Genomic DNA, 25,561 nt, shown 5'->3' with positions numbered 1-25,561 from the left:
CCCCGGGGCACTCGGCTCCGGGGCCGGGCCTGCTGGACGGATCCGTCCGGCCCGCGCCCGTGGTCAGGCGGTGCCGGTGGAGGCGGCTCCTCCGGACGACGTGCCGTCCGGAGTGAGACGAGGCGCGTCCGCGCCTGCCTTCCGGGCCGTGGGGACGGCCCCCGGCTGCGCTGCCGGGCGGGTCACCGCGGACGGGCCGCGGGAGGCCCAGTCGTCGGGCAGGGTCGGCATGAAGCCTTCCCCGAGGCGCTGGAGCGCCGACCGGGCGAAGATCTGCTGCTGGGTGACGGTCCGCTCCGAGCGGCCGCGGCCGATGAAGCTCACCGTCCAGTGCAGCAGGGTCGTCACCCGGTGCTTGAACCCGATGATGTAGACGAGGTGCACGGCGAGCCACATCAGCCAGGCCAGGAACCCGCTGAGCTGCACGCCCTTGATGCTGGCCACCGCGCTGAAGCGCGAGATGGTGGCCATGCTGCCCTTGTCCTTGTACTCGAAGTTGCGCATCGGCGGGCCGCCGCGCAACCGGGTGGCGATCGTCTTCGAGGCGTACTTGCCGCCCTGGATGGCGACCTGGGCCACACCAGGAAGCCGATCGAGGGTGGCCATGTCCCCGACGACGAACACCTCGGGGTGACCGGGCAGGGTCAGGTCCGGCTGCACCTGGATCCGGCCGGCCCGGTCCAGGACCGCGCCGGACTGCTCGGCGAGCTGCTTGCCGAGCGGGCTGGCGGCGACGCCGGCAGCCCAGATCTTGCAGACGGACTCGATTCGACGCCGGGTGCCGTCGGAGTCCTCGACGTCGATGCCGCGGGAGTCGACGTTGACGACCCGGGCGCCGAGCTGGATCTCGACGCCGATCTTCTCCAGCTTCGCGGTGGCCTTGGCGGCCAGCTTCTCCCCGAACGTGCCGAGTACGGTCGGCGCGGCGTCGAGAAGGATGATCCGGGCCTTGGTGGTGTCGATCTGCCGGAAGTCGTGGCGCAGCGTCCGGTGCGCCATCTCGGCGATCTGGCCGRCCATCTCCACGCCGGTCGGGCCGGCGCCGACCACCACGAAGGTCATGTAGCGCGCGGCGTCGGCCGGGTCGGGCGAGGTCTCGGCCACCTCGAAGGCACCGAAGATCCGCCCGCGCAGCTCCAGCGCGTCGTCGATGCTCTTCATGCCCGGGGCGTGCTCGGCGAAGTGGTCGTTCCCGAAATAGGATTGACCGGCGCCGGCCGCGACAATAAGGCTGTCGTACKGCTGCACGTCCGTACGCCCCAGCAGATTGGACGTCACGGTCTTCGCGGCGAGGTCGATACCGACGACCTCACCGAGAATGGTCCTCACGTTCTGCTGGCGACGCAGCACCTCGCGGGTGGCAGGGGCGATCTCCCCCTCGGAAAGGATGCCTGTCGCGACCTGGTAAAGCAGTGGCTGGAACAGGTGATGTGTGGTCTTAGCGACGACAGTCACCTCGACGGGCTCGCGGCGCAGCGCCTGGGCGGCGAACAGCCCGCCGAAACCCGAGCCGATGATCACGACCCGATGCTTTTGGTGCCTGTCGCTCGTAGCGGTCACAATCGCTCCCCACATGCCGATGGGTGTCTGACGGAGTGGTTCACGGTCCGTCCGCCTCACCATCTTCCGCCGCGTAGCGGAAGGGAGATCGTGGCGATACTCACGTCACGGGACGCCGCTGTCACGCAGGCGGGCGGCACCCCGGACGGGACGTGTTGTGCCCATCGGAACCGAGGCAGCGTGCCGCCACTGCCGGGCAGCCGCGGCCGGCGGGCGGCCGGAGGCGACCGGGCGAACTCAGGTGGGCAGATACCCGGGAAGGCCGCCCGGTCGGCGCCGCCGGCGTAGCACCACTCGGCGGGTCCCATCGGGGTAGATCCGGGAGCGGTCGAGCTCCCAGTCGCCGAACTCGGCGTGCAGAGTGAGGATCGCGACCGCGGTCCGCCGGTCGGTACCCGGGGGCATGGTCAGCTTCTGGTACTCGAGATCCCTGTCCGCCAAGACGCGTGCACCTCCCGCTGCGCCGGGCCCGGTGCGCCGGCGGTCCTCCCGCGCGCGGACGTCCGCACCGGCGCCCGCGGATCGGTGCCGCGGTCCCGGTGGGCCTGTGAACGCCGGGTGTCCTGAGGGGAAACCTTGGCGTAGCGGCCGATCGTGCACAAGAGTGTGGCCGCATCGCGGCCAGAAAACGTCGGGAAGCCGCGGGTCAACCGGCCGCGGGTCAGCAGGCAGCGCCAGGGGACATGCCGGGGGGCATGTCAGGGGACGTAGGACAGCGTGAACGCCAGCGTGGCATAGACGGTCATCGCCGCCGCCGAAACCGTGATCACCAGATTCCACACCTCGCGGCGAGCTGTGGCCGTGGCGGCCACCAGCAGGAACGGGAAGGCGCCATACAGGTAGCGCTCGGACGAATCGAGATTGCTGCCGGTCACCACGGCCGCGAACACCAGCCCGGACCACACGGCATACGACACCGGYAGGGTACGGACCATCACCACCAGGGCCGCCACGGCGAGCAGCAGCCAGGGAACGTGCAGGGCCGTGCCGAGCTCGCCGGCCGTCGCTCCGCGGGCCGCGTCGACGATGGTCGCGAGCGGATTGCCCGTGCTGCCGTGCCGGGCCGCGTCCCGTTGCATGGTGAGCGGTGCGAGCCCATCCCCGTACGCCGAGGCGGACCACATCAGATACACACCGGCGCCGACGATCGGGGCGATGACCGCAGCGAACCGGCCGAGCATCTCCCGGCCGGTCGGCCCACCGGCCGCCACGGGACGGACCAGCGGCCCGGGCGCCCCCGCAGCCCCGAGCCGACCAGCCAGTGGCAGACGCAGCCCCCGGGCCGCCTCGATCGCCACCGGGACGGCCAGCAACAGGCCCAGCGGCCGACACAGGCCGCCGAGCAGCCCGGCGGCGGCCGCGATCTCCCAGCGGTGGGTGCGTGCCCCGAGGACCGCGGCGGCGGCGAGCAGCCCGGCCAGCGCCTCCGCGTAACCCATCACCAGGACGAAGGCGGGCGGTGCCAGTGCGGAGATCCAGATCAGCCGCTGGATCGCGTCCTCGCCGAAACCCTCCGTACGCGCCACGCCCACCAGCGCCAGCGCGAACCCGAGCGCCAGCACGTTGACCAGCGCCACCAGCACCGCGCCGCTGTGACCGCCCAGCCCCGGCAGGACCGTGAACACCCGGACCAGCAGGGGCAGCAGCGGGAAGAAGCGGCGGCTCTCGTCCCCGGACGCCTCGTACCCGTGCTCGGCGATGGTGAGGTACCAGCCGGCGTCCCAGCCGAGCAGGCCCGTCGTCTCCAGCCCGACCGCGTTGCCCTCCCGGACGCTGTCGGCGAGGAAACGGGTCAGGCCCAGCGCGGCTCCGACCACCACCCGGGCGGCGATCCAGGCGACCAGGATCTCCCGGAAGTACCAGCGCCGAGCCCAGGCACCCGCCGCCGCCGCGGCTCCGCGTTCGAGGGCGGGATCAGGAGTGGAGGCGCCGCTGGCATGCCGGCCGGCCCTCCCTCGTCCCGCGCCGGCGACCGGTGTTCCGCCCGCCGCGGGAAGGAGCGCGCTGGCAGGTGCCGGACGGGGGACCGGGGCTGCCGCGCGTTCCGGTGGCGCCGTGCCGTCCGGCGCGTGCTGCTCTGGCGCACCCGGCGCCGGTGCGTCCGAGACCGCCGCCCCGGCGCCCCCGTGCGGCGTCGGCGTCGGTTGCGGCGGGGCGGGCCGGCGTCGGTCCGGGTACGCGGGCCGAGCGGTCTCGAACCAGGAACCTCCCCCGGCAGCGCCCGGTGGTCCGGGCTCGGTCACGACGCTCGGAAGCGCAGCAGGGCGTAGTTCTCGTAGACCCGCGTCGGCAGGCCCTGTTCCATCACCTCGTCGGCGTTCGGGCGCCGCTCCTGCAGGGTCGCCCGGACCTGGGTGCACAACTCCTCGTAGGTCCGGTAGGCACCCGAGCCGGCCATGAACACCGTGTTGGTCCCCGCCTCGGCCAGTGCCCGCTCCGCGAACGCGACCCCGTTCGCGCTCTCGTTCCGTTCCTCGTAGTCGACCCAGTTCACCCGGTCCGGCCCGGCGTAGGTCGGCACCACGTAAACCTTGAGCCAGGACGGGACGGTGCGCGCGAGCCCGGGTCCGAGCTGGTCCGGGCACACCAGCAGGATGTCCCCGGGGCTGGCCAGCCGGGTGAGGACGGCCGCGGCCTCGCCGGCCTGGGAACGCTCCCGTCGGACGTCGCTCGTGCCGGCGACAACACCGGCCAGCGCCGCTATGGCGAGCACACCGTGGAACACCCGCCGGTCCGCCAGCATGGTCGCGCCGAGCCCGACCACCAGCAGGAACGGGACGAAGGCCGTCGCGGTGTAGCGGTCGGCCCAGGCGTTGCCCACGGCCTTGCCGGCGGCGACGGCGACGATCAGCGTCCCGGTGGCGAGGAGGAACAGGGTGCGCCCCGGCTCGAGCCCCTTCAGGTCGAGCAGGAGGAACCGGCCGCCGAGCGGACGCCCGGCGATGCCCGCGGCGACCAGGCCGGTGATCAGGAACAGCAGCAGACGGCCTAGGGTGGTCGGCCCGCCGGCCCACTGGCCGTAGGCGTGGCTGACGGCCGCGAAGGTCGCCGGCTCACCCCAGGGGGTGCCGGTGTGCGCGAGCTGGGAGAAGAAGTTCGGCAGCCAGGGCGCGAACACCAGGCCGCCGGCGACGATCCCGATGATCCCCGCCAACGGCCCGCGCGGGGACCAGGGTGGCACCATCCGTCCGGGGGCGTCCACCGTGTCGGCGAGGACCTCGGCCGGGTGCCGGCCGCCAGCCCACTGGTCGGCGGTCTCCGCCAGCCCCGCGGCCGGCGCGCCGTTGGGCGCCACCGGGGTGACGGCCGTCGCCGCGGGGCGCGGGGCGCGGACCGAGCCCGGCCGGTGCCCGCCACGCGCGCGCCCGCCGGGGCGGGTGGAGCGCGCGTCGCGCACCGCTCGCGCCGCCGCGAGCCGCCGCCGCAGGAAGACCAGGCCGATCAGCCACGCGCCGACGGTGACCAGCAGGTAGAGGCACCAGTAGTGGGTGAGCGCGAGGCAGCCGGAGCAGATGGCCAGCGCGGCGATGTTCTTCGCGCGCGGCTCCCGCAGCACCCGCTCCAGGGCCAGACCGCCGAGCGTGGTGAGCAGCACGATGAGGCTGTACATCCGCGTTTCGGTGCCGAAGTACAGCGCGAACGGCGAGGTCAGGTAGAACACCACCGCGACCTTCGCCGCCCGCTGCCCGACCAGCCGGCGGCCGAGGTAGTACAGCGGCACCGCCGAGCCGAGGTTGATCACCGCGGACATGGCCCGCACCGCTCCCGTGCCGTCCCCGAGAACGGACGTCCACAGGTGCAGGAGGATGTAGTAGAGGGGTGGCGAGCCGTCCTCCAGCAGCCCGTCCCACATGGTCGGGCCGGTCCCGGAGAGGGGGAGGCGGGCGATCGCCACGCTCTGCGCCTCGTCCAGCCAGAGCGGCTGGCGGGCGACGAAACGCACCACCACCGCCGCGGTGATGATCAGTACGAGTGCGGCCCGGAAGATCCGCTCCTCGCGGCCGGGCCGCGCACCGGCCCTGTCGACCGGCTCGGGCGTGTTTTCCGCCGGCCGCACCGCGACGTCGGTCACGGTCTGTCCCTTCGGTGCCAGGGGCCGCGGGGCGAACCGGCCGTTCCGCGCAGGGCGGCCGGCCGGCCCGCGCTCGCGGGCACATTGCTGCAGGAGAACGTCGACGCGCTCAGGATGACGCGCCCAGTCGCGCACCGGCCACGCCGGGTGCGCGGAACACATCCGGATCCCACCTCACCGGAGGTGGGATCACAACCGCGTGCCCGCGGTCTAGGCGCGCTTCGTGGAGGAAACCTCGTGGTAATCCTCCTCGACGTTCACCTCCCAGACGTCGTGGGACTTGCCGTCGATGATGTTCTCGACCGTGAGCATCGCGGTCAGCATCGAGTGGTCCTGGTTGTTGTAGCGGTGCATGCCGTTACGGCCCACGGGGTGGACGTTCGGCGTGTTGTCCTCGAGCCACCCGCGGATGATGTCGACGTTCTTCTTGTAGTCCATGTCGTAGTACGGGTAGGCCTTGGGCATCCGCACGACGTAACCGGCCTCGACCTTGGCCGAGCCGACCAGACCGAGCTTCGCCAGCTCCCGGGTGCCGAGGGCGATCAGGTCCTCGTCCGAGGAGTTCCACATCTCGTCACCCTCGAAGACGAAGTACTCGAGCCCGAGGCAGGTCTTGCCGTCCTTCACCAGGAACGGCGACCAGGAGGCGAAGTTCTGGATGCGGCCGACCTTCACGTCCGGAGCGTGGATGTAGATCCAGTTGTCCGGGAATCCGGCGGACTCGGGCACGACCAGCGCCACGGTCAGGAAGTCGCGGTACTTGAGCGCGTTCGCGGCGGCGAGAACACGCGGCGGGACCGGCGGGTCCATCACACGCACCAGCGACGAGAACGACATCGACGAGATGAAGTGGTCGCCGGTGTACTGGTACTCGGTGCCGAGGTCGCTGCGGGACGACTCGGGCGCCCCGGCGCCGGGCCCGTAGCCGCCCGTGACCACCGTGGTGACGCCGGTGGCACGCCCGTTCTCGTGGTGGATCTTGCGGACCTTCTCCTCGAAGACGATCCGCCCGCCCTGCTTGGTGATCTTGTCGGCGGCGGTCTCCCACATCATTCCCGGCCCGAACTTCGGGTACTGGAACTCCTCGATGAGGGAGGTGATCTCCTTCTGGTTCCGCTTCGGCAGCACCGCGTTGAGGATGGCGTTGCTCATGGAGAGGCTCTTGATCCGCTGGGCGGCCCAGTCGGACGGCATCTCGCTGACCTGCACGCCCCACAGCTTCTCGGTGTAGGTCTTGAAGAAGGTGCGGTAGAGCCGCCAGCCGAAGCGGGCGACCAGCCAGCTCTCGTAGTCCGACTGGTCCTTGGGCGGGCGCACCCGGGCCGCCGCGTACGAGCCGATGCAGCGGGCCGCCTCGAGAACACCGAGGTTGCCCAGCGCGTTGCCGGCCTTCAGGGGGTAGTCGAAGAACTTCCCCTTGTAGTAAATACGGCTGGATCGCGGCCGGAGCAGGAAGTCCTCATCCGGCAGGATCTCGTGCCACAGCTTTTCGACCTCGGGGACCTTGGTAAAGAAGCGGTGGCCGCCGATGTCGAACCGCCAGCCGTCCCRCTGGGCCGTACGGCTGATTCCACCGACTACCGAGTCACCCTCGATAATCGTCACGGGGATCTCCCGCTTCATCAGTTCCCAGCCGGCGGACAGACCGGCCGGCCCGGCTCCGATGACGACTACCTCTGGCTTTTCGGTCACTGTGCCGGACCTCTCCTCAACGACATCGTCCGTGGTCAGTAGGGGCAGGCCTGCGGCATGTTTCACGCCCGCGGCTGACGGAACCCCTCCCGGTGCCGGAACCTTCGCATCCGGCCTCCGGGGCAGTCTCGCATGGTTGTTACCGTCGCTTCACCGGACCCCCCGGCGCCGGGCCACCGCAGCGGTTCCCAGGCGTGCGCAGCGAGCGGGAGGACCGTGACCCGGCACGGGCCCGGTAAGGTCGGTGACCCGCCGACGCGGGGCGCTCTGGGATCGTGCGGACATGTCCCGCGCTCTGCCCGACCCCCGCGAGCCGCCGGCGGCCGAGCCGACCCGCCGATCCGTCCGTTCCGGCGCGGCCGGCGGTGACGCGCCGCGTGGCACCACACCCGCACCACCTGACGCCGCACCCGCACTGCCTGGCACCGCACGGCGTGGCGGCGCGCCTCGACGACTGCGGGCCGATCTGCTCCTGCTGGGCTGGTGCGGGACCGCGGTGGGGATCAGTCTGTCCGACGGGCGGTACAGCCCGCTGGCCCTTGCCGCGGTGCTGTTCGGAGCCGCCGCCGTCACCGCCGCCCTCGGCTGGCCCGCCGAGCGCCGGGGCCGTTGGGCGGGCCCGTCCGTGGCGGTGAGCGGCCGCGTGGCGGTCGCGTTGTCTGTTCTCGTGGTCGCGGTCGGCCCGACCGTGCGGCACCCGCGGTACTACGCCACCGGCCCGGCGGCACTCGCCGCCGACGTCCTCGCAGCCTTCGCCGGCGCCCTGGCGGCCGCGGCCCTCCTCGGGCCGCTCCTGCGCCGCGCGCGCCCGGGGGGGACCGACCGTCTCGGCCGCTGGCTCGGCGACTCCTGGGCGGGGGACGGCGTGTTCCGGGGAGTGCTCGGGCTCGCCACCGCCGCCGGGGTGGCCACGGTCATCGCCGCGCCGCGACCGCGGATCGATGTGTTCCACCTGCTGCAGGTGTCGACCTCCGGCCTCGCCCGGGGCGAGAACATGTACCGCCAGCAGTGGGGCCCGGACCGGGCCACCTACACCGCCGGTGGCCTGTTCGACGTCTACCCCTACCTGCCCGGGACCTCGCTGCTGCTCGCCCCGTTCCGGTGGGTCTTCGGAGACGTTCGCTATGGCCTGCTGCTGGCGCTGGTCCTGGCGGCCGTCGCGGCACGTGCTGTCGTCGCGGGCCGCCCAGCCGGCGAGGCCCACGGTGGCGCCGTACCCGCACCCGCCACCGCCGCACCCGGCGGTGGCGAGCCCGCGGGTGACGGCGAGCCCGCAGGATGGCCGTCGTGGCTCCTGGCCGTCGCGCCCGTGCTCCCGCTGCTGGTCATCGTGTTCCCGGAGTCGATGTACGCCCTCCAGCAGTCGTGGACGGAACCGCTCCTCGTGCTCCTGCTGGCGGGGACTGTCTGGGCGGTCGTGACCGGGCGCACCCGGCTGGCCGTGGTGGCCTTCGCGCTCGCGCTGGCCAGCAAGCAGCACGTGGCCCTCGTGCTCCCGCTGGCCGCCTGCTGGCCGGCGTTCGGGCCGCGCCGGGCGCTCTGTGCGGCCGGCCTCGGGCTGGCAGCCGTCCTGCCCTGGCTGGTCGCCTCCCCACAGGACTTCTTCGACGACGCCGTGCGCACGAATCTCGACTACCAGGTGCTGGACCACTCGCTCTCCGTCCCCGGCTGGGCCCACCACTTCGGGATCACCCTCGGATTCGGGGTGACCGCGGTCGTGCTGGCCCTCAGCTACCTGCTGGCCTGGCGGGCCCGTGGCGGAGCCGCCGGCTTCTGCGCGGGCTCCGCCCTGGTGCTGCTGGCCCTGGACCTGATGAACAAACAGACCTTCTTCAACCACTACACGCTGCCGATGGCGCTGCTGGTGCTGGCGGTGTGCGCTGCGGCGGGCGATCAGCGCAGCGTCGAGAACCGTTCCAGGGACGCACCCTCGTAGAGGTTGCGCTTCTCCACCTGGAGTGCGCGGTCGCGCAGGGCCGCGAGCTGGTCGGAGAGCACGGCGCAGGCGCCCTCGAGGAAGCGGTACCCGTCCGCGCGGACGAGGAGGACGGCATGGTCCGGCCCGGCGAGCTCGTTGACCTCGGCGGCGAAGGCGGTGCCGTTCGCACGCTTCATCCGGTCGGCGTAGTCGACCCAGTCGACGAGCGCCGGGCCGGCCTCGTCCGCGTAGACGATCTCTCGCACGTCGATGTCCCCCCGGCGCACGATCGCCCGGTGCACCGCCGGACCCAGCTGGTCCGGGCAGTAGGCGACGACGTCGCCCGGGCGGGCGATCCGCGCTATCCGGTCGGCGATCTCGCCGGCCTGCGTTCGTTCGGTGCGGGCGAGCTGGTACCCGCCCAGCAGACCGCTGACCGAGGCGGCCACGAGCACCGCCGCGAACGCCCGGTGCACGGGCACCTGTGCGATCCCCAGCGACGCCAGCAGCAGGCAGGCAGGCAGCGCGATGCCGGTGTACCGCTCGGCGTAGGCGCTGCCGCCGAACATGTTGACGAAGTAGGCCAGCAGCAGCGGCACCAGCCAGATCGCGGCCAGGAACCGCCCGGGGGACCGGCCGGAGATCTTGACGTGCAGCTCGCGGCCCAGCGGCCTGGCCGTGAGCCCGATCAGGGCGCCCCCGAGGAGGATGATGCCCAGCAGGGCCCCGGTCGACTGCGGCCCGGCCCAGTCGAAGACGGTGTCGAGCAGCACCTGTGCCTGCACCCGGGGCGCCCAGGGCGTGCCGGTGTGCAGCATCTGGAACAGGAACACCGGCATCCAGGGTGCGAACAGCACCGCGGAGGCCGCCATCGCCCCGAACGCCCGCAGCGCCGGGCGCTGGTAGGTCCGCCGCCGCCGCGCCTGCACGAGCAGGAACGCGGCGACGGTGAACACCAGCAGGAACGTCCAGTAGTGCGTGTAGACCAGTGCGGCCGTCGCGAGGGTCAGCAGGGCGAGGCGGGGCAGGCTCGAGCGGTCAAGCGCCCGCACGATGGCGAACCCGAACACCAGGACCAGCAGGACGACGAGCGAGTACATCCGCGTCTCGCTGCCGTACCGGATCGCGTACGGCGAGCAGGCGAACAGCAACAGCGCCGCGAGACCGACCCGGTGCTCGGTGGTCGGCCCGCCGTTGCCGAGCGAGGTCGCGGCGCGGCCCACGAAACGGCCGGCGAGCCAGGCCAGCGGGAGCGTGGCCAGGGAGAGCACACCCGACAGCGACCGGACGGCGATGTCCCCGTCGCCGAACAGGGTGATCCACCCGTGTAGGAGCAGGTAGTAAAGGGGCGGTGACCCGTCGTGGCGCAGCGACTGCAGCAGGTCCGGTACGGAACGTGAGGCGATGCCGACCGTCAGCGACTCGTCCAGCCACAGATGGCTCGGTGTGGCGAACCGCAGCACGGCGCCGATCGCGACAGCCARCAGCGTCCCTGCGAGGAACAGCTGCGGCGCCGCGGTGACGGCCCAGCGCCACCCGCGCGTTCCGCCGACCGCCAGGCGATGCTTCCACGTGRCCGCCTGCGGGCGCTCAGCCTCCCCGGACGGCTCCGCCGGAGTCGGTTGCTCCGGCGCGGCCGGTCCCACTGCCTCGGGGCCGTCCGCGGGAGCGGGGGCGGGGGCCTGGTGGACCGGCACGATCTGCTCAGCCGGGCCCGCCCGCTCGATCGGGACCTGTTCGGCGGCCAGTGGACCGCGGGCCCGAGGCGCCGGCGCCGGCATGGCGACCTGCTCGACCAGCGACGTCGGGTCACCGGACGGATCCGGCGACGCGTCCTGGCGGGGCCGCCTCGGTACGTCCGACAGATCCGGCGAATCCGGTCGAGCTGTCAGATCCGGCACGTCCGGCGGCGTGCGTGGCATCGGTGCCCGTGCCCCCGCGGGTTCGGCGCCGCCGGGCTGGGTCGCCCGTGGCACCCGCGGGGGAGTGCCCGGGTCCTCCGGTGCCGAGGACGGTTCCCCGACCTGACCGGCTGGCAGGTCGTCTGCGCTCACCACCCGAACGCTACCCATGCGCACGGCATGCGATCTTGCCACGGGGCGGTGTACGGAGCGTCAGTCGTCTCATCATCGTCCTGTCACGTGCTGGCGGGAGCCGGGGCGGCCGCTGCGGTGAGCCCGTCGGCCAGCTCACCGCCGTGGCTCCCGGCCGCACCGATCTCGTCCTCGTCGTCGATGTCGTCGGCCAGACCGAACGGGTCCGCGGAGCCGCCGGCGAGCAGCGCCGGCAGCAGGGTCATCCGGCGCCGCCCGCCCGCGTCGCGAACGGCCGCGCGCAGCGCCGGGCCGTTCACCGACACGACGGAGAGGTGGCTGCGCGCCCGGGTGATCGCTGTGTAGATCAGCGGCCGGTTCAGCATCCGCCCGGCTTCCGGCGGGAAGACGCCGACCACGGCGGCCCATTCGCTGCCCTGGGCGCGGTGGACCGTCACGGCCCAGCCGTGTCGGAGATCGACGACACCGTGGGACGGGATGTCCAGCTCGCCACCGGGGAAGGCCACCCGCAGCCCGCCACGCTCGCCCAGTGCGACGACGACGCCGATCTCGCCGTTGGCGAATCCCAGGTCGAGATGGTTCGCCGTGGCCACGACCCGGTCGCCGACGTCGAAGCCGGAGACCTCGCCGGGACCGGGGTTGAGCGTCCGCTTCAGCGCGGTGTTCAGCGCGGTCGTCCCCGCCGGCCCGCCGTGCACCGGCGTGACGACCTGGACCTCGGCCGACGGGATGCCCAGCGCGCGCGGAATCGAGTCGCTGACGAGCTGGACCACCCGGTGGGCGGCCTCGCCCGAGGAACGTGCGGGCACGACGACCACCTCGCGGCCCGGGCCCGGCGGCGGGGGCGGCAGCTCACCGTGGCGGACCGCCGCGGCCATCGTCGCGATCGCGCCGCCGTCCGCCTGCCGGTAGAGCCGGGTCAGCTCCGTCACCGGGACGGTCTCGGACTCCAGCAGATCGGCGAGCAACTGGCCGGGGCCGATACTGGGTAGCTGGGCGGGATCGCCGACCAGCAGCAGATGGGTGCCGTCGGCGCACGCGTCCAGCAGGGCGGCACCGAGCTCGGCGTCGAGCATGGACGTCTCGTCGACGACAACGAGGTCGGCGTCGAGCGGGTTGTGCTCGTCCCGGTTGAAACCTCCGCCGCGGCCCTGAGCGCCCAGCAGGCGGTGCAGGGTGCTCGCCGGCGCACCGCACAGCTCCTCGAGCCGCTTGGCGGCCCGCCCGGTCGGGGCGGCGAGTGCCACCTCCACACCGGCAGCCTCGGCGAGTCGGACGACCGCGGCGACCGTCCGGCTCTTGCCCGTGCCCGGGCCGCCGGTCAGCACGCTGACGCCGACCTCCAGTGCGGTGCGCGCGGCCAGGAGCTGGACCTCGTCCAGGCCGGCGATGGCCCGGTCCGCCTCGGCGCCGGGGTCGGCGGCATCCCCGTCCGCCGCGTCTCCGCCACCCGCCGAGCGGCCGGGGCGGTCGAGGCCGCTCGGTGCGTCATCCCCCGACCGGGCGCCGTCCTCGGGCTCGGCGTCACCGACGTCGGTGTCATCTGTGTCGTCGTCGAACATCGACATGGTCGCCGGCGGAGGCGGAGGCGGCGGCGCGGCCACGGGCCCGGCTCCGCCACCGCCGTCCCGGCCATCGCCACCGTCGCGGCGGGCCCGCCGCGACGGCCCGTCCGCGCCGGGTCGCAGCGGCTCCGCGGTCGCGAGGAGGCGTTCCACGCCGTCGGCGATCGCCTGCTCGGCCATCGCGTACCGCTCCAGGGCGACGCGGTCGTCGACCTGCACCGCGCGGCCGGTGTCGAGAGCGGCGGTCAGCGCCTCCGCCGGGCCGGCGACTCCTTCGCGGGCTGTGGCGCGGGTCACGTCCTCCACCGGCGCGGCGGTGTCGCCCGCGCGGCTCGCCGCGCGGGCGAGCAGGTGGGTGACGACCGCTGGACCGCGCCGCGGGTCACCGCGGTCGAGCCCGAAGTGGCGGGCGAAGCGGTCGGCGTCGCCGAGCTCGGCCGTGCCGCCGTCGAGCAGGGACCACGGGTCGGCGCGCAGCGCCTCGGCTGCCTGCGGACCGAGGGCGTCGGTAAGCCCGCGGGCCAGCCGCGCCGGCATCCGGGCCGCGACGAGGAGCTCCACCGCCGCGTAGGCCGGCTCCGCCGCGCGGAAGCTGTCAAGCAGGCGGCGGGCGCGCGGCCCGGACACTCCGGGCACGGCCGACAGCCGGGCGAGGTCCACCTGCTCACGGCGTTCGATACCCGCCTCGCCGAGCCGGCCGGCGGTCGTCCGCCCCAGCCCGGGCCACAGCCCCGCGTCGCAGAACGCCGCGAAGACTGCCGCGCCATCGGGTGCCGCGCCCCGGTCTCCGGGCACGGAGGCGGGTGCATGCGGGATGTCGACGGCATCTTCGGGCATGGCCGAAGCGTAACGACGCCTCCGACAGTCCCGGGTGCGCCCGCTCGGTAGCGTGGTGCGGTGGGTGGTCCCCGGGTGGTCTGATCACGCGCCGTCACCTCGGTGCGTGGACGCCCTCACGGGCATGTCCGACCTGGTCAGCATGCCAGTCCGGCTTTCGTCGGCCGGGCGTGACGGCCGGCGAGGACGGCCCGGGTGTCCGACTGTGTCGCCTGGTGGGCGCCCGCCCGCCCCGTCTGCTGTGCATGGGTGAAGGGAAGTCTGGGTTGACCACCGTCCTGCTGGTGCGACACGGTCTCACCGAGGTCACCGGCAAGATCCTGCTCGGCTGGACTCCGGGAGTCGGCCTCGACGACCGGGGCCGTGCGCAGGCCTCGGCGCTGGCCGAACGCCTCGCCGGGATCCCGCTGGCCGCGATCGTGTCCAGTCCRCTCGACCGCTGCCACCAGACCGCCCAGGCGATCGCGGGCCGCCGGCCGGAGGGCCCCGCGGCCCCGGGTGGCACCCAGGCCGTCGTCACCGACGACCGGGTCGGCGAGTGCCACTACGGCGACTGGACGGGCAAGGAGCTCGTCGCCCTGGCCAGGGAACCGCTGTGGAAGGTCGTGCAGAGCCAGCCGAGCGCGGTGACCTTCCCCGGCGGGGAGGCACTGCGTGACACCCAGGCCCGCGGGGTGACCGCGGTGCGCGAGTGGAACGAGCGGCTCGGCCCCGACGCGACCTGGTTGCTGTGCTCGCACGGCGATGTGATCCGCACCGTGGTCGCCGACGCGCTGGGCATGCACCTCGACATGTACCACCGGATCACGGTCGACCCCTGCTCGCTGACGGTGGTGCGGTACGGCGACCACCGCCCGTTCGTCCGGCGGATCAACGACATCGGCGGGTCCGTGGCCGACCTGCTGCCGGCTCCGCCACCGCCCGGCGGCACGGGCGGTGGCGGTGACGGCGGCACGGGCGGGGATGGCGGCGCCGGTGGGGCCGGCGGGAACGGTGGGGCCGGTACCGGCCGGGCCCCGAGCGAGGACGAGATCGTCGGCGGCGGCGCCGGTGTCGTGCCGGTGACGGGGGCCGCATCGGGCGGCCCCGTTTCACCCGTGCCGTCCGCGACGTCCAGACTGGAGGCGTGAGCCTGTCCTCGGCCGGTCCCGACCCAGGAAGCAACGATCCGCCCGGTCCGCTCGACCCGCTCGACGGGGGCGGGCTCGGCGCCGCCGAGGCGCTGGAGCTGCTCCGCTGCGGCGAGCTGGAGATCTCCGGGCGGCTGGTGGACGCGAGCAACGCGACCCTGCTGTGCGAGATCCACGCGGGCGGTTCCGAGGCACGCTGCGTCTACAAGCCGGTGCGCGGCGAACGGGCGCTGTGGGACTTCCCGGACGGCACGCTGGCCGGCCGCGAGCTCGCCGCCTACGAGGTCTCCGAGGCGATGGAGCTTGGGATCGTGCCGCCCACCGTCCTGCGGCCGGGCCCGTTCGGCGAGGGCATGGTCCAGCTCTGGATCGATGTCGACACGACCGTGGACCTCGTCGAACTCACCCGGTCGGACGATCCGCGACTGCGGCGCATCGCGTTGTTCGACGCGGTCATCAACAACGCCGACCGCAAGGGCGGCCACCTGCTGCCCGCGCCGTCCGGGCGGGTCTACGGCATCGACCACGGTGTGACGTTCCACACCGATGACAAGCTGCGCACACTGCTGTGGACGTGGCGGGGCGAGCGGCTCACCAACGCGGAGACCGCACTGCTCCGTGGTCTGAGTGGATCCCTCGAGGCGGGCCTCGGCGAGCGGCTGGCGCCGCTGCTCACCACCGCGGAGATCTCCGCCGTCCGCGCCCGCGTCGAGCGTCTGCTGAGGCGGCGCCGCTTCCCGATGCCCTCAGCCGACTGGCCCGCCATCCCCTGGCCGCCGTTCTAGGGCTGTGACCGGCCCGGACGCAGCTCCGTGACACACCGGACGCCTCCGGGTCGCCTCAGGTCGTGGTGGCGGCCCGGCCGGACCCGCCTTGGCCCCRCTTCCCACGGACCTCCCCACCCGTCCGAACCCGTCCGGCTCCGCCGGCTCGCCCCGACTGCGCGGGCTGCCCAGGCTGCGCAGCTTGTCCCGCAGCCGCCAGTGCCCCGGTTACCCTGACACGCATGGACGCGTGGCCCTCTCCCCAGCTGCCCCGGCTTCCCGGACAGGGTCGCGACCTTCGCGTTCTCGACACCGCCCATGGCGAGGTGCGGCCGCTGGCACTCGGGCCGACGGTCCGGCTCTACGTCTGCGGGATCACCCCCTACGACGCCACCCACCTGGGGCACGCCTTCACCTACCTGACGTTCGACCTGCTGCAGCGCACGGTCCGTGATGCTGGGCGCACCGTGCGATATGTGCAGAACGTCACGGATGTCGATGACCCACTGCTCGAACGCGCCGAGCGCGACGGGGTCGACTGGCAGGACCTCGCCCGCCGCGAGATCGAGCTGTACCGCGCCGACATGACCGCACTGCGCATCCTCCCGCCGGACCACTACGTCGGCGTCGTCGAGGCCGTGCCGCTCATCGTCGACATGGTCGCCCAGCTGGTCGAGCGCGGCGCCGCCTATCCGGTACAGGGCGACCTGTACTTCTCCGTCGCTGCCGCGAAGGACTTCGGCCAGGTCGCCGGCCTGGATGCCGCTCAGATGCTGACCGCCTGCGCCGAGCGCGGCGGTGACCCCGACCGGCCGGGCAAGAAGGACCCGCTGGACCCGCTGCTGTGGCGCGCGGAACGGGCCGGTGAGCCGTCCTGGCCGTCGCCGTTCGGGCCGGGCCGGCCGGGCTGGCACGTCGAGTGCTCCGCCATCGCCCGGCACTACCTCGGCGCGACCATCGACGTCCAGGGCGGCGGCAGCGACCTCGCGTTCCCGCACCACGAGTGCAGCGCCGCGCACGCCGAGGTCGCGAACGGCGCCTGGCCGTTCGCGCGCGCCTACGTGCACGCCGCCATGGTCGGGCTGGACGGGCACAAGATGTCGAAGTCCAGGGGCAATCTGGAGTTCGTCTCGCGGCTGCTGGCGAACGGGGTGCAGCCGGCCGCGATCCGGCTGGCACTGCTGCGCCACCATCACACCGAGGAATGGGAGTGGACACCGGGCGCCCTGCCCGCGGCCGAGCAGGCCCTGGAGCGATGGCGGGCCGCCGCGGCGCTGCCCCCCGCGTCCACGCCGGACACGCGGCCCGTGCTCGCCGACGTCCGGGCCCGGCTCGCGGACGGGCTCGACGCTCCGGGCGCTGCCGCCGCCGTCGACGCCTGGGCGGCTGCCGCGCTCGCGGCGGATGGCGCGGCGGGCAGTGGGAGCGCTGGCGGTACGGCTGTGCCGGAACAGGTGACCGTCCGCGATATCGTCGATGCGTTGCTCGGCATTGATCTTGGTTCTGTTCTACCGAGAGGAACCTAGCCGATGGGGGCGCACCACCGCCGGGACGAGCCCGGCGCCGCCATGGAACGGCCGGCCTTCGACCAGGTTGCCCAGGGGTACGACCCCCGCCAGGTCGACGACTACCTCGGCGTCCTGTGGCGGTATGCGAGCGAGGTGACGTCCCGGATGGCGGCGGCGGAGTCCGCGCTGCGTCACGAACGTGACCGCCGTGAGGCGGAGGCACGGCTCGCCGGGGGAGCGTCCGCCCAGGCCGGTGGGCGGATCGGCCTCATGCTGGAGATCGCCCAGCGCGAGGCCGACGACATCATCGCCGGCGCACGGCAGATCGCGCAGTCCGCGCTGGAGGAGGCGGTGGCCGAGGCCGGCGCCAACCACCCGATCGTGCGTGAGGCCCGGGAGCAGGCGGAGAAGCTGCTCCTCGACGCGGTCGAGGAGAGCCGCCGGCTCGCCCTGACCCGGCACGAGGACGTCGAGACGGAGATCGCCCGCGGGACGCACTCACTGGAGGCGCTGCGCCGCCAGCAGGGTGAGATCGTCGGAGCTGTCCTGCGGCTGCGCCGGCTCCTCGGCGAGGACGAGATCGACCGCGCCGTGACGGACCTCGTCCGAGCCGGGCTGACACCCGCCGGACTCGACGACGCTGGCTCCCCGGGCACCTCAGGCGGCATCCCCACCGCGGCACCCGGTCCTGGTACTTCCGGCGCCGGTGTGCCAGGTGCCAGTGCGCCCCGTGCTGGTACGCCGCGCACCGGAGCGTCGGGCCTGGGCCCTCAGGGTGCCGGTCCGCAGCATTCGGGTCCGCAGCCGTCGGGCCGGCAGCAGTCCGGTCCGCCGAGCTCCGGCCCGGAGGATCCCGGTGCGCAGGGTCCCGGTGCGCCTTCGGCTGGCTACAGCGCCGCCGGCCGGGCGGATGCGGCGGACGACGGCTGGCGGGCTGACGGATTCGCGGCCAGCGGCGTGCGGGCCGCGGCCGCGGGCACGCGCGCAGCCGGCGCCGCGGCTGACACGAACCGGCGCGGACCGGGCCGGCACCGCCAGCAGCGCGACGTCCCCGACGCCGAGCCGTACCCGGCGGCGGAGCCCTACCCGGCGGCGGAGGTGGCTGACGGGTACGTGCCGGCGGGCACGGCCAGCGCCGGCGCCCCCGCGGGGTCCGTGCACGTGCCGCGCATGACCGCCACGGGCTACCGCTCGCCCCGCGAGGACGACATCCTCGACGCGGAGATCGTGGAGGACTGACGTTCGCCGCGGTGACCGCCGCCCGCCGCGGCGGTCACTCGCCGCGGCGGCGCAGGTAACGCTCGAACTCCCGGGCGATGGCGTCGCCGCTGGCCTCCGGCAGTGCCGTCTCCGGCTCGCGGGACTCCAGCGAGCGGACGTACTCGGCGACCTCGGTGTCGCCGGCGGCGAGCTCGTCGACCTGCCGCTCCCAGGCCTTCGCCTTGTCCGGCAGCTCACCCAGCGGGATCTCCATGTCGAGAAGGTCCTCGACCCGGCGCAGCAGCGCGAGGGTGGCTTTCGGGCACGGCGGGTTCGCCACGTAGTGCGGTACCGCCGCCCAGAACGACACCGAGGCCAGCTCCGCGCGGGAGCAGGCGTCCGCGAACACACCGACGATGCCGGTCGGCCCCTCGTAGCGGGACGCCTCCAGCCCCAGCCGGGCAGCGGTGGCCGGGTCCCCGGCGGTGCCGCTGATCGGCACGGGTCGCGTGTGCGGCGAGTCGGCGAGCAACGCGCCAAGCGTGATGACCATGTCACTGCCCAGGGCGTGCACAGCCTCGATGAGCTCGTCGGTGAAGCCGCGCCAGCGCATGTTCGGCTCCAGCCCGCGGATGAGCACCAGGTCGGAGTCCGACTTCGCCGGCCGGGCGACCGACAGCCGCGTCGTCGGCCAGGCGATCTTGCGTGAGGCGCCGTCGGTCCCGCTGACCGTCGGGCGGTTGACCTGGAAGTCGTAGTAGTCGTCGGGGTCGATCGCACCGATCACCCGAGCGCCGAAGACGTTCTCCAGGTGCTCCACGGCTGCCGACGATGCGTCGGCGGCGTCGTTCCACCCCTCGAAGGCGGCCACGACGACCGGCGACCGTAGCTGGCCGACGCCGGAGAACTCGATCACCTACCACCTCCTGCCGCCTCGTGGCGGCCCCCAGCCCCCGTGTCAGGGCAACGGTACGTCCTCGCCGAATGCGCGAACGTCTGCCGTCCAGTCTGCCGCGTGATCGCAACCTCCGCCTCAAGGGCAGGAACAACCCTGGCCCCGTGACCTGTCTACCGGGCCTGGTCGCTCCGTGACGTCGGTGTCCCGTCGGAGAGGTTATGCCGGGCAGGACCCCCACGGGTGATGTCGGGTATGTGCAGCCTGCCATCAACCCCCCCGGGCGGCCCGGCCCGGACGGCGTCCTGCGCACCGCCGGCAGCGCCGGCAGTACCGCCCGGTACCCTGCCAGAGTGCGCCCGATCCGGCCCCGGCGCCGGTCACGCAGCTGCGGCCGGTCGGCTCCCTCCGGAGGAGGACATCGGCGTGAGTGACCTGCCGGCGGCGGTCCTGTTCGACATGGACGGGCTGCTCGTCGACACCGAACCGCTGTGGACGATCGCGGAGCACGAGGCCGCCGCCCGGCTGGGCCGGGAGTTCACCCCGGCGATGAAGGAAGCCATGATCGGGCACGGTATCGACACCGCCGTCCCGATCATGGTGGCCATGCTGGGCTGCCCCGCGTCGGAGGAGCCCGCCGTCGCCGACTTCCTGGTCCGCCGCTCCGCGGAGCTGTTCCGGGAGCCGGGAGCGATCGTGCCGCAGCCCGGCGCGGCTGAGCTGCTGGCCGTGGTCGCCGCTGCCGGAGTGCCGACCGCGCTGGTCTCGTCGTCCTACCGGGCGCTCGTCGACCCGGTCGTCGCCGTGCTCGGCGCCCGGCACTTCACCGTGACCGTCGCCGGTGACGAGGTGCCACGCCGCAAGCCCTACCCGGACCCGTACCTGGCGGCGGCCCGTCTGCTCGGCGTCGACCCGGCGGCCTGCGTCGTGCTCGAGGACAGCCTCACGGGGGCGGCGGCTGGCATGGCGGCCGGCTGTGTGACGGTCCTGGTGCCGTCGATGCCGCTGCCGGCCGGGGGCGGGAGCACCGCCGCCGGCGGGCCGGTGAGCCACGCGCGGGTCGCCAGCCTGCACGACGTCGACCTGGGGATGCTCGCGGCGCTGATCCACCACCGCGACGCCACACTGCCGGGGGGAACGTCCGGCTAGGGCCGAACCCTGTCGGGCACGGCACCAGGCCCGCCGGTCAGGTGGTGGCGATCGCGCGCAGGATGTCCATCCGCGCGGCGCGGCGGGCTGGGAAGACCGCGGCGAGCACGCCCAGCACCGCGCCGACGATCATGACGGCGATGATGGTCCGGACGGGATAGGCGAAGGTCGTCACGCCCTGGCTCTCGAGCGCCCCGGTGAGCGCCCAGCCGAAGAAGCTGCCGACCAGCACGCCCATCACCGCACCGAAGACCGCGATGATGACGGACTCCACGATGACCATCAGCCGCATCTGCGGCCGGGTCATCCCGACCGCCCGCAGCATGCCGATCTCCTTGGTCCGTTCGATCACCGAGAGAGCCAGGGTGTTCACGATGCCGAACAGGGCGATCACCACGGCCAGTGCCAGCAGGACGTAGACGAACCCGAGGAACTGGTCGACCTGCTTCTCCTGCTCGGCGACGAACTCCGTCTGGTCGAGCACCTGGATGTTGCCGAACGGCTCCGTCACCTTGTCGATCTCCGCGCGCACCGCGGCGGGGTCGGCCCCCTCGGCCATCGTGACCATCACGAACAGGTCGAGGTTGTTGCTGGAGTGCTTCTGGTACTCGCTGGTCGCGATGATCGCGGGCCCGGCGATCGGGCTCTCCTCGTAGGTGCCGACGAGCGTCAGGTCCTTCGGCCCGTCCGCGAACGTGACCGGCACCGGCGCACCGACCTGCAGGCCCTGCTCCTCGGCGGTCGTCTCGTCGATCAGGACCGAGCCCTCGCCCAGCGCACGGATGTCACCGGCGACCTGCCTGATGGCCAGCGCCTGCAGGAGGCCGGCCGGATCGCCGGCCAGGACGGAGCTGTTCTCCGTCCCGATCTTGATCGGGCTGCCGCGCACCCCGGTGGAGGTGGCCACGCCGGGCGCCCCCTTCAGACCCGCGGCGACCTCCGGGCTGAAGCTGGCGAAGCTCGCCTGGCTCACGTAGAAGTCGGCACCCAGGCTGCTCGACACCGTCTCGCGCACGGACTGCTTGATCGACTGCCCGAGCACGGCGAACGCGCTCACCAGGGCAAGGCCGATCATCAGCGCCGAGGCGGTGGACGCGGTCCGCCGCGGATTGCGAATGGCGTTCTCCTGCCCGAGCCGGCCGGTGGTTCCGAACACGGCGCGCAGCGGGACGCCGACCACCCGGCTGACCGGCGGGGCGAAGAGCGGCGACAGAGTGGCGATGCCGAGGAAGACGAAGGCCGCCCCGGCGCCGACCGCGCTGGCGTTCGGTGTCTCCCCCCGGGCGAGTCCGCCCACCACGAGGAGCGCGCCGAGTGCTGTCAGCACGCCGCCACCGATCGCCCGGGTGCGCAGCGAGCGGCTGGGCAGCACGTAGGTCTCCCGCATCGCGGCCACCGGTGGTACCGAGGCCGCCTTACGAGCGGGGATGAACGCGGCCAGGCCGGTGACGAGCAGACCGATCGCGTAGGCGATGATGATCGTCCGGGCCTGGAACACCAGGCTGCCGGAGGGCAGTGCGACTCCGAAGGCCCCCACGGCCGCGCGCAGCCCCACCGCCAGGAGCGCTCCGAGCAGCAGCCCGAGGGTGGCGCCGACGAAGCCGACGATCATTGCCTCGAGCTGGACGGAGAGCTGCACCTGGACCCGGCTGGCGCCGATCGCGCGCAGCAGCGCCAGCTCGCGGACGCGCTGCGCGACCAGCATCGTGAACGTGTTGAAGATGATGAACGCGCCGACGAACATCGCGATGCCGGYGAAGACCAGCAGAAAGGTGGAGAAGCCCCCCACCGCGTCCTGCACCACGTTGGCGCTCTCCTCGGAGAGCTCCACGCCGGTGATCGCCTCGACGTCGGTCGGGAGGACGGCCGCCACCCGGTTCCGCAGCTCCTCCTGGGTCAGCGATCCGGCGGCCGCGAGACTGATCGAGCTGAACTGGTCGGGTGCACCCATCAGCCGCTGGGCGGTCGGGGTGTCGAACAGGGTGACGACGGCGCCGCCCATGGAGTCCTGGCCGCCGATCCGGAAGGAGCCGACGAGGGTGAACTCCTCGGGCTCGGCAGCTGTCTGGACGGACAGCCGCTGCCCGAGCGTCAGGTGGTGCTTGTCGACGGTCGCCTTGTCGACGGCGATCTCCTGACCGGTCGGCGCCCGGCCCTGCACGATCTCCTCGGAGCTGGTCGGGGAGTCACCGGTCCAGTTCGTCCCGATGCTCGGCGGGCCGCCGCCGCCCAGTGCCTCGTCCGACGCCGGGTCGATGAGGTCGGCCTGGCCACGGACCACACCAGTCGCCGCCGCGACACCGTCCACACCGGTCAGGGTCGGGATCAGCGAGGCCGGGACGGGTAGCCGATCCGCCTGGCCACCGGTACCGACGGCGTTGACCTTCCGCACCGAGACGCTGACGTTCTTGTTGATGTCCGCGAAGAGGGTGTCGAAGGTGCGGTTGAGCGTGTCGGTGAGGACCAGGGTGCCGGTGACGAAACTGACACCGACCACGACCGCGAGGGCCGACAGCATGAGCCGGATCTTGCGGGCCAGCAGGCTCCGCAGTGTGGCGCGCAGCATCCGTCAGGCCCACTCGCCCCGATGGAGGTGACCGGTCTCGCCGCCGTGGCCGGGTCCCTGCCCACCGCGACCGGACCCCTGCCCGTGGTCGCGGTAGGCATGGGCCTGCGGGACGTCCTGCGGGTGGCCCCCGACCGGGTAGCCGCCGGTGGCGTAGCCCTCGTGCTCGCCGTACTCGGGGGCATAGCCCGCGGGCGCGTACCCGCCGTGGTCGGCGTACTCCTCCTCACCTCCATAACCCGCTCGGCCGGTGTAGTCCGGGGCCTGGGCGCCGCGGGGGTTCCTGGGCCGGGAGGGCACTGGCTCGTAGTCGTCGTCCTCGTAGTCGTCCTCGGCGTCGTGGTGGTCATGCTCGGCGTCGGCCTCCCCGCGGGCCAGTGCGTCGAGGTTCTTCATCCGGTCGAGCACCGCATCCGGAGTCGGGTCGGCCATCGCGTCCACGAGGCGGCCATCCGCCAGGAAGATCACCTCGTCGGAGTACGACGCGGCTGTCGGGTCGTGGGTGACCATCACGATGGTCTGGCCCAGCTCCCGCACCGAGTCGCGCAGGAACGACAGCACCTCCGCGCCCGAACGGGAGTCGAGGTTCCCGGTCGGTTCGTCGGCGAAGATGATCTCTGGGCGGGTGACCAGCGCGCGGGCGCAGGCGACCCGCTGCTGCTGGCCTCCGGAGAGCTCGGGTGGCCGGTGCGCCAGCCGCTTCTCCAGCCCCACGGCGTCGACGACCATCCGCATCCACTTCTTGTCCGGCCGGCGGCCCGCGATGTCGAGTGGCAGCGTGATGTTCTCCGCCGCGGTGAGTGTGGGCAGCAGGTTGAACTGCTGGAAGATGAAGCCGATCCGGTCCCGGCGCAGCTGCGTGAGCTGCCGGTCGCCCAGCCGGGAGAGGTCGACGTCGCCGATGAAGACCCGGCCGGTGGTCACCGGGTCCAGCCCGGCGAGACAGTGCATGAGCGTCGACTTTCCCGAGCCGGACGGGCCCATGATCGCCGTGAACCGGCCGTAGGGGAAGGTCAGGTCGATGCCGCGCAGCGCTGTGACCGCGGTGGCGCCCGACCCGTAGACCTTGGTCAGCCTGGATGCGCGTGCGGCGGACCCACGCCTGCGGGCGGCACCGCCACGGGGCTCGTGGTGGTCCGATGCGGGGCGTCGGGCCATGTCGTTCCTCCCAGTCGCGAACAATGTCACCAGCCGGCGGGTGTGTCCCACGGAGTCCGGGGCCGGAGGTTCCGAAGGGACAACGCGGAGGACACGATCAACATCCTTCCGCCCGACATGTTCGCTGCTGACGGTAACCGGCGATACCGGACGGGGCGCCGCCGGATCTTCCGGCCGCGTGTCCAGCTGTCCGCGTCGCCCGGGGGCGCCTGGCCGGACCACTGTCCCAAAGTGCTTGCTGGCCCCCGAACGGGTGCCCTCGTCCCATGCCCGGGGCTTCCGCCGGGACCCGTGCGGCGGCCCTGGGCGGACGGGTCCCGGCACCCGACCGGCCGTCGCGGCCCGGCCCCGCTATCCGTCCGCCTCGCAGACGGTCGGGGCCGTGTCGTCCACCGGCACCTCGGCCCGGGCCTCCGGCAGCGGCGGGGGCGTTCCACCGAAGGCCGGGCAGCGCGACTTGTGGTCGCACCAGTCGCACAGCCGGCTGGGCCTCGCCCGCCAGTCACCGGTCCGGTGCGCGCGGGCGATGGCGGCCCACAGCGCCTCGATGCGGCGCTCGGTCGCCCGCAGCTCGGCCTCCTCGGGCGCGGCCCGCAGCCAGGTGCGATCGCCCAGGTAGTACAGCCGCAGCTCCCGCGGCACGACGCCGCGGGTGCGCCACAGGACAAGGGCGTAGAACCGCATCTGGAACATCGCCGCGCCCTCGAAGGCCGGGCCGGGTGACCGCCCCGTCTTGTAGTCGATGACCCGCAGCGCCGTGCCCTGCGGCGTCTCGGCCTCGTCGAGACGGTCGACGTAGCCGCGCAGCCGCAGGCCGGACTCCAGGACGTGCTCGACATACAGCTCCCGGGCGGCGGGAGCGAGGCGCCTCGGGTCCTCGAGCGAGAAGTAGCCGGTGAGCAGGTCGCGGGCGCTCTCCAGCCAGGCGCTGCGTGCCCCGTCGTCGTCGAACAGGCCCCCGAGCGCCGGATCGCGGGTCAGCAGGTCCGCCCAGACGGGCTCCACCAGGTCGGCCGCGGCCGGCTGCGTGCGCTCCAAGGCCGGGAGGTCGAACAGCCGGTCCAACACGGCGTGCACCACCGTCCCGCGGGTCGCGGCCTCGCTCGGTGGCTCGGGCAGCCGGTCGACGACCCGGAAGCGGTAACGCAACGGGCAGGTGACGAAGTCGGCCGCCCGGGACGGGGACAGCGAGGCCACGACCTGCGTCCCCTGGGGCTGCGCCACGACCGGGCCCTCATGCCAGCCGCGCCCACCGCCGACCGGCCCGGAGTGCCCCCCACCGGCCGGAGCGGGCACCGCCCGCGCCTCGGACGTCGTGCCCGGCGGCGGTGTCTCCCGGGCCGGCTCCGTCCCGGCCGACGTCGTGCTGGTTGGTGCTGTGCTGGCCGGGGTGGTGCTGGCCGGGCCCGTGTCCGCCGGGTCCGTGCCGCCCGGGTCCGCGGGAAGCGGGGAGGTGGAGGCGGCGGTGGCTGGCAGCGTGCTCATGGCCCAGA

17 protein-coding genes are annotated in these 25,561 nt (G+C 73.3%); 6 read left to right on the top strand and 11 right to left on the bottom strand.

What is annotated here, in order from left to right:
* Positions 1–63: 63 nt before the first annotated feature.
* The 5 genes from CC117_RS10565 to CC117_RS10545 all read right to left on the bottom strand — a co-directional run bounded on the left by CC117_RS10565 (position 64) and on the right by CC117_RS10545 (position 7,324).
* Positions 64–1,575: an NAD(P)/FAD-dependent oxidoreductase gene (locus tag CC117_RS10565; RefSeq protein WP_071083553.1), complete on the bottom strand. Its 1,512-nt coding sequence runs from the start codon at positions 1,573–1,575 to the stop codon at positions 64–66.
* A 222-nt stretch (positions 1,576–1,797) separates the two neighbouring features.
* Positions 1,798–2,001 (bottom strand): DUF5703 family protein, encoded by a 204-nt coding sequence (locus CC117_RS10560; RefSeq protein WP_071083552.1) that lies wholly within the window; start codon positions 1,999–2,001, stop codon positions 1,798–1,800.
* A gap of 257 nt (positions 2,002–2,258) precedes the next feature.
* Positions 2,259–3,803, bottom strand: a complete 1,545-nt coding sequence (locus CC117_RS10555) for a mannosyltransferase family protein (RefSeq protein WP_071083551.1) — start codon at positions 3,801–3,803, stop codon at positions 2,259–2,261.
* Entirely contained in the window at positions 3,800–5,632 is a 1,833-nt protein-coding gene (locus CC117_RS10550) for a glycosyltransferase family 39 protein (RefSeq protein WP_071083629.1), read from the bottom strand. Before CC117_RS10550 ends, CC117_RS10555 begins: the two co-directional genes overlap by 4 nt.
* Positions 5,633–5,842: 210 nt before the next feature.
* Complete coding sequence (locus tag CC117_RS10545; protein WP_071083550.1) at positions 5,843–7,324, bottom strand: NAD(P)/FAD-dependent oxidoreductase; 1,482 nt, start codon at positions 7,322–7,324, stop codon at positions 5,843–5,845.
* Between the two features lie 283 nt (positions 7,325–7,607).
* On the opposite strand from CC117_RS10545, the gene CC117_RS10540 reads away from it, so the two are divergent.
* Positions 7,608–9,260: a glycosyltransferase gene (locus CC117_RS10540; protein ID WP_084131915.1), complete on the top strand. Its 1,653-nt coding sequence runs from the start codon at positions 7,608–7,610 to the stop codon at positions 9,258–9,260.
* Here the strand turns inward: CC117_RS10540 and CC117_RS10535 are convergent.
* Entirely contained in the window at positions 9,218–11,023 is a 1,806-nt protein-coding gene (locus CC117_RS10535; RefSeq protein ID WP_071083627.1) for a glycosyltransferase family 39 protein, read from the bottom strand. The genes CC117_RS10540 and CC117_RS10535 overlap by 43 nt on opposite strands.
* A gap of 356 nt (positions 11,024–11,379) precedes the next feature.
* Positions 11,380–13,698 (bottom strand): AAA family ATPase, encoded by a 2,319-nt coding sequence (locus tag CC117_RS10530; protein ID WP_071083549.1) that lies wholly within the window; start codon positions 13,696–13,698, stop codon positions 11,380–11,382.
* A gap of 266 nt (positions 13,699–13,964) precedes the next feature.
* Between CC117_RS10530 and CC117_RS10525 the strand changes: the two genes are divergently transcribed.
* The 4 genes from CC117_RS10525 to CC117_RS10510 all read left to right on the top strand — a co-directional run bounded on the left by CC117_RS10525 (position 13,965) and on the right by CC117_RS10510 (position 18,339).
* Positions 13,965–14,828, top strand: a complete 864-nt coding sequence (locus tag CC117_RS10525) for a histidine phosphatase family protein (RefSeq protein WP_071083548.1) — start codon at positions 13,965–13,967, stop codon at positions 14,826–14,828.
* Positions 14,825–15,613 (top strand): SCO1664 family protein, encoded by a 789-nt coding sequence (locus tag CC117_RS10520; RefSeq protein ID WP_071083547.1) that lies wholly within the window; start codon positions 14,825–14,827, stop codon positions 15,611–15,613. The genes CC117_RS10525 and CC117_RS10520 overlap by 4 nt, the downstream gene beginning before the upstream one ends.
* Positions 15,614–15,834: 221 nt before the next feature.
* On the top strand, positions 15,835–17,118 hold the full coding sequence (mshC, locus tag CC117_RS10515) for a cysteine--1-D-myo-inosityl 2-amino-2-deoxy-alpha-D-glucopyranoside ligase (protein WP_071083546.1): 1,284 nt from the start codon (positions 15,835–15,837) through the stop codon (positions 17,116–17,118).
* Between the two features lie 3 nt (positions 17,119–17,121).
* The gene (locus tag CC117_RS10510) at positions 17,122–18,339 is read left to right on the top strand and encodes a hypothetical protein (protein WP_071083545.1); all 1,218 of its coding nucleotides are present in this window, start codon (positions 17,122–17,124) and stop codon (positions 18,337–18,339) included.
* Between the two features lie 34 nt (positions 18,340–18,373).
* Here the strand turns inward: CC117_RS10510 and CC117_RS10505 are convergent, their stop codons facing one another.
* Positions 18,374–19,216, bottom strand: coding sequence for a PAC2 family protein (locus CC117_RS10505; protein ID WP_071083544.1), 843 nt, complete (start codon positions 19,214–19,216; stop codon positions 18,374–18,376).
* A gap of 405 nt (positions 19,217–19,621) precedes the next feature.
* On the opposite strand from CC117_RS10505, the gene CC117_RS10500 reads away from it, so the two are divergent.
* The gene (locus CC117_RS10500) at positions 19,622–20,344 is read left to right on the top strand and encodes an HAD family hydrolase (RefSeq protein WP_071083543.1); all 723 of its coding nucleotides are present in this window, start codon (positions 19,622–19,624) and stop codon (positions 20,342–20,344) included.
* A 37-nt stretch (positions 20,345–20,381) separates the two neighbouring features.
* Here CC117_RS10500 and CC117_RS10495 read toward each other — a convergent pair whose 3' ends face one another.
* The 3 genes from CC117_RS10495 to CC117_RS10485 form a co-directional block, all read right to left on the bottom strand.
* Positions 20,382–22,910: an ABC transporter permease gene (locus tag CC117_RS10495; RefSeq protein ID WP_071083542.1), complete on the bottom strand. Its 2,529-nt coding sequence runs from the start codon at positions 22,908–22,910 to the stop codon at positions 20,382–20,384.
* Between the two features lie 3 nt (positions 22,911–22,913).
* Positions 22,914–24,068, bottom strand: a complete 1,155-nt coding sequence (locus CC117_RS10490) for an ABC transporter ATP-binding protein (RefSeq protein WP_071083541.1) — start codon at positions 24,066–24,068, stop codon at positions 22,914–22,916.
* 351 nt (positions 24,069–24,419) lie between these two features.
* Positions 24,420–25,553, bottom strand: coding sequence for a RecB family exonuclease (locus CC117_RS10485; protein WP_241829990.1), 1,134 nt, complete (start codon positions 25,551–25,553; stop codon positions 24,420–24,422).
* Positions 25,554–25,561: the final 8 nt, after the last annotated feature.

It is taken from the genome of Parafrankia colletiae (assembly GCF_001854655.1).
In the GTDB taxonomy this organism is placed as follows: domain Bacteria; phylum Actinomycetota; class Actinomycetes; order Frankiales; family Frankiaceae; genus Parafrankia; species Parafrankia colletiae.
This window is presented reverse-complemented; position numbering and strand designations above follow the sequence as displayed.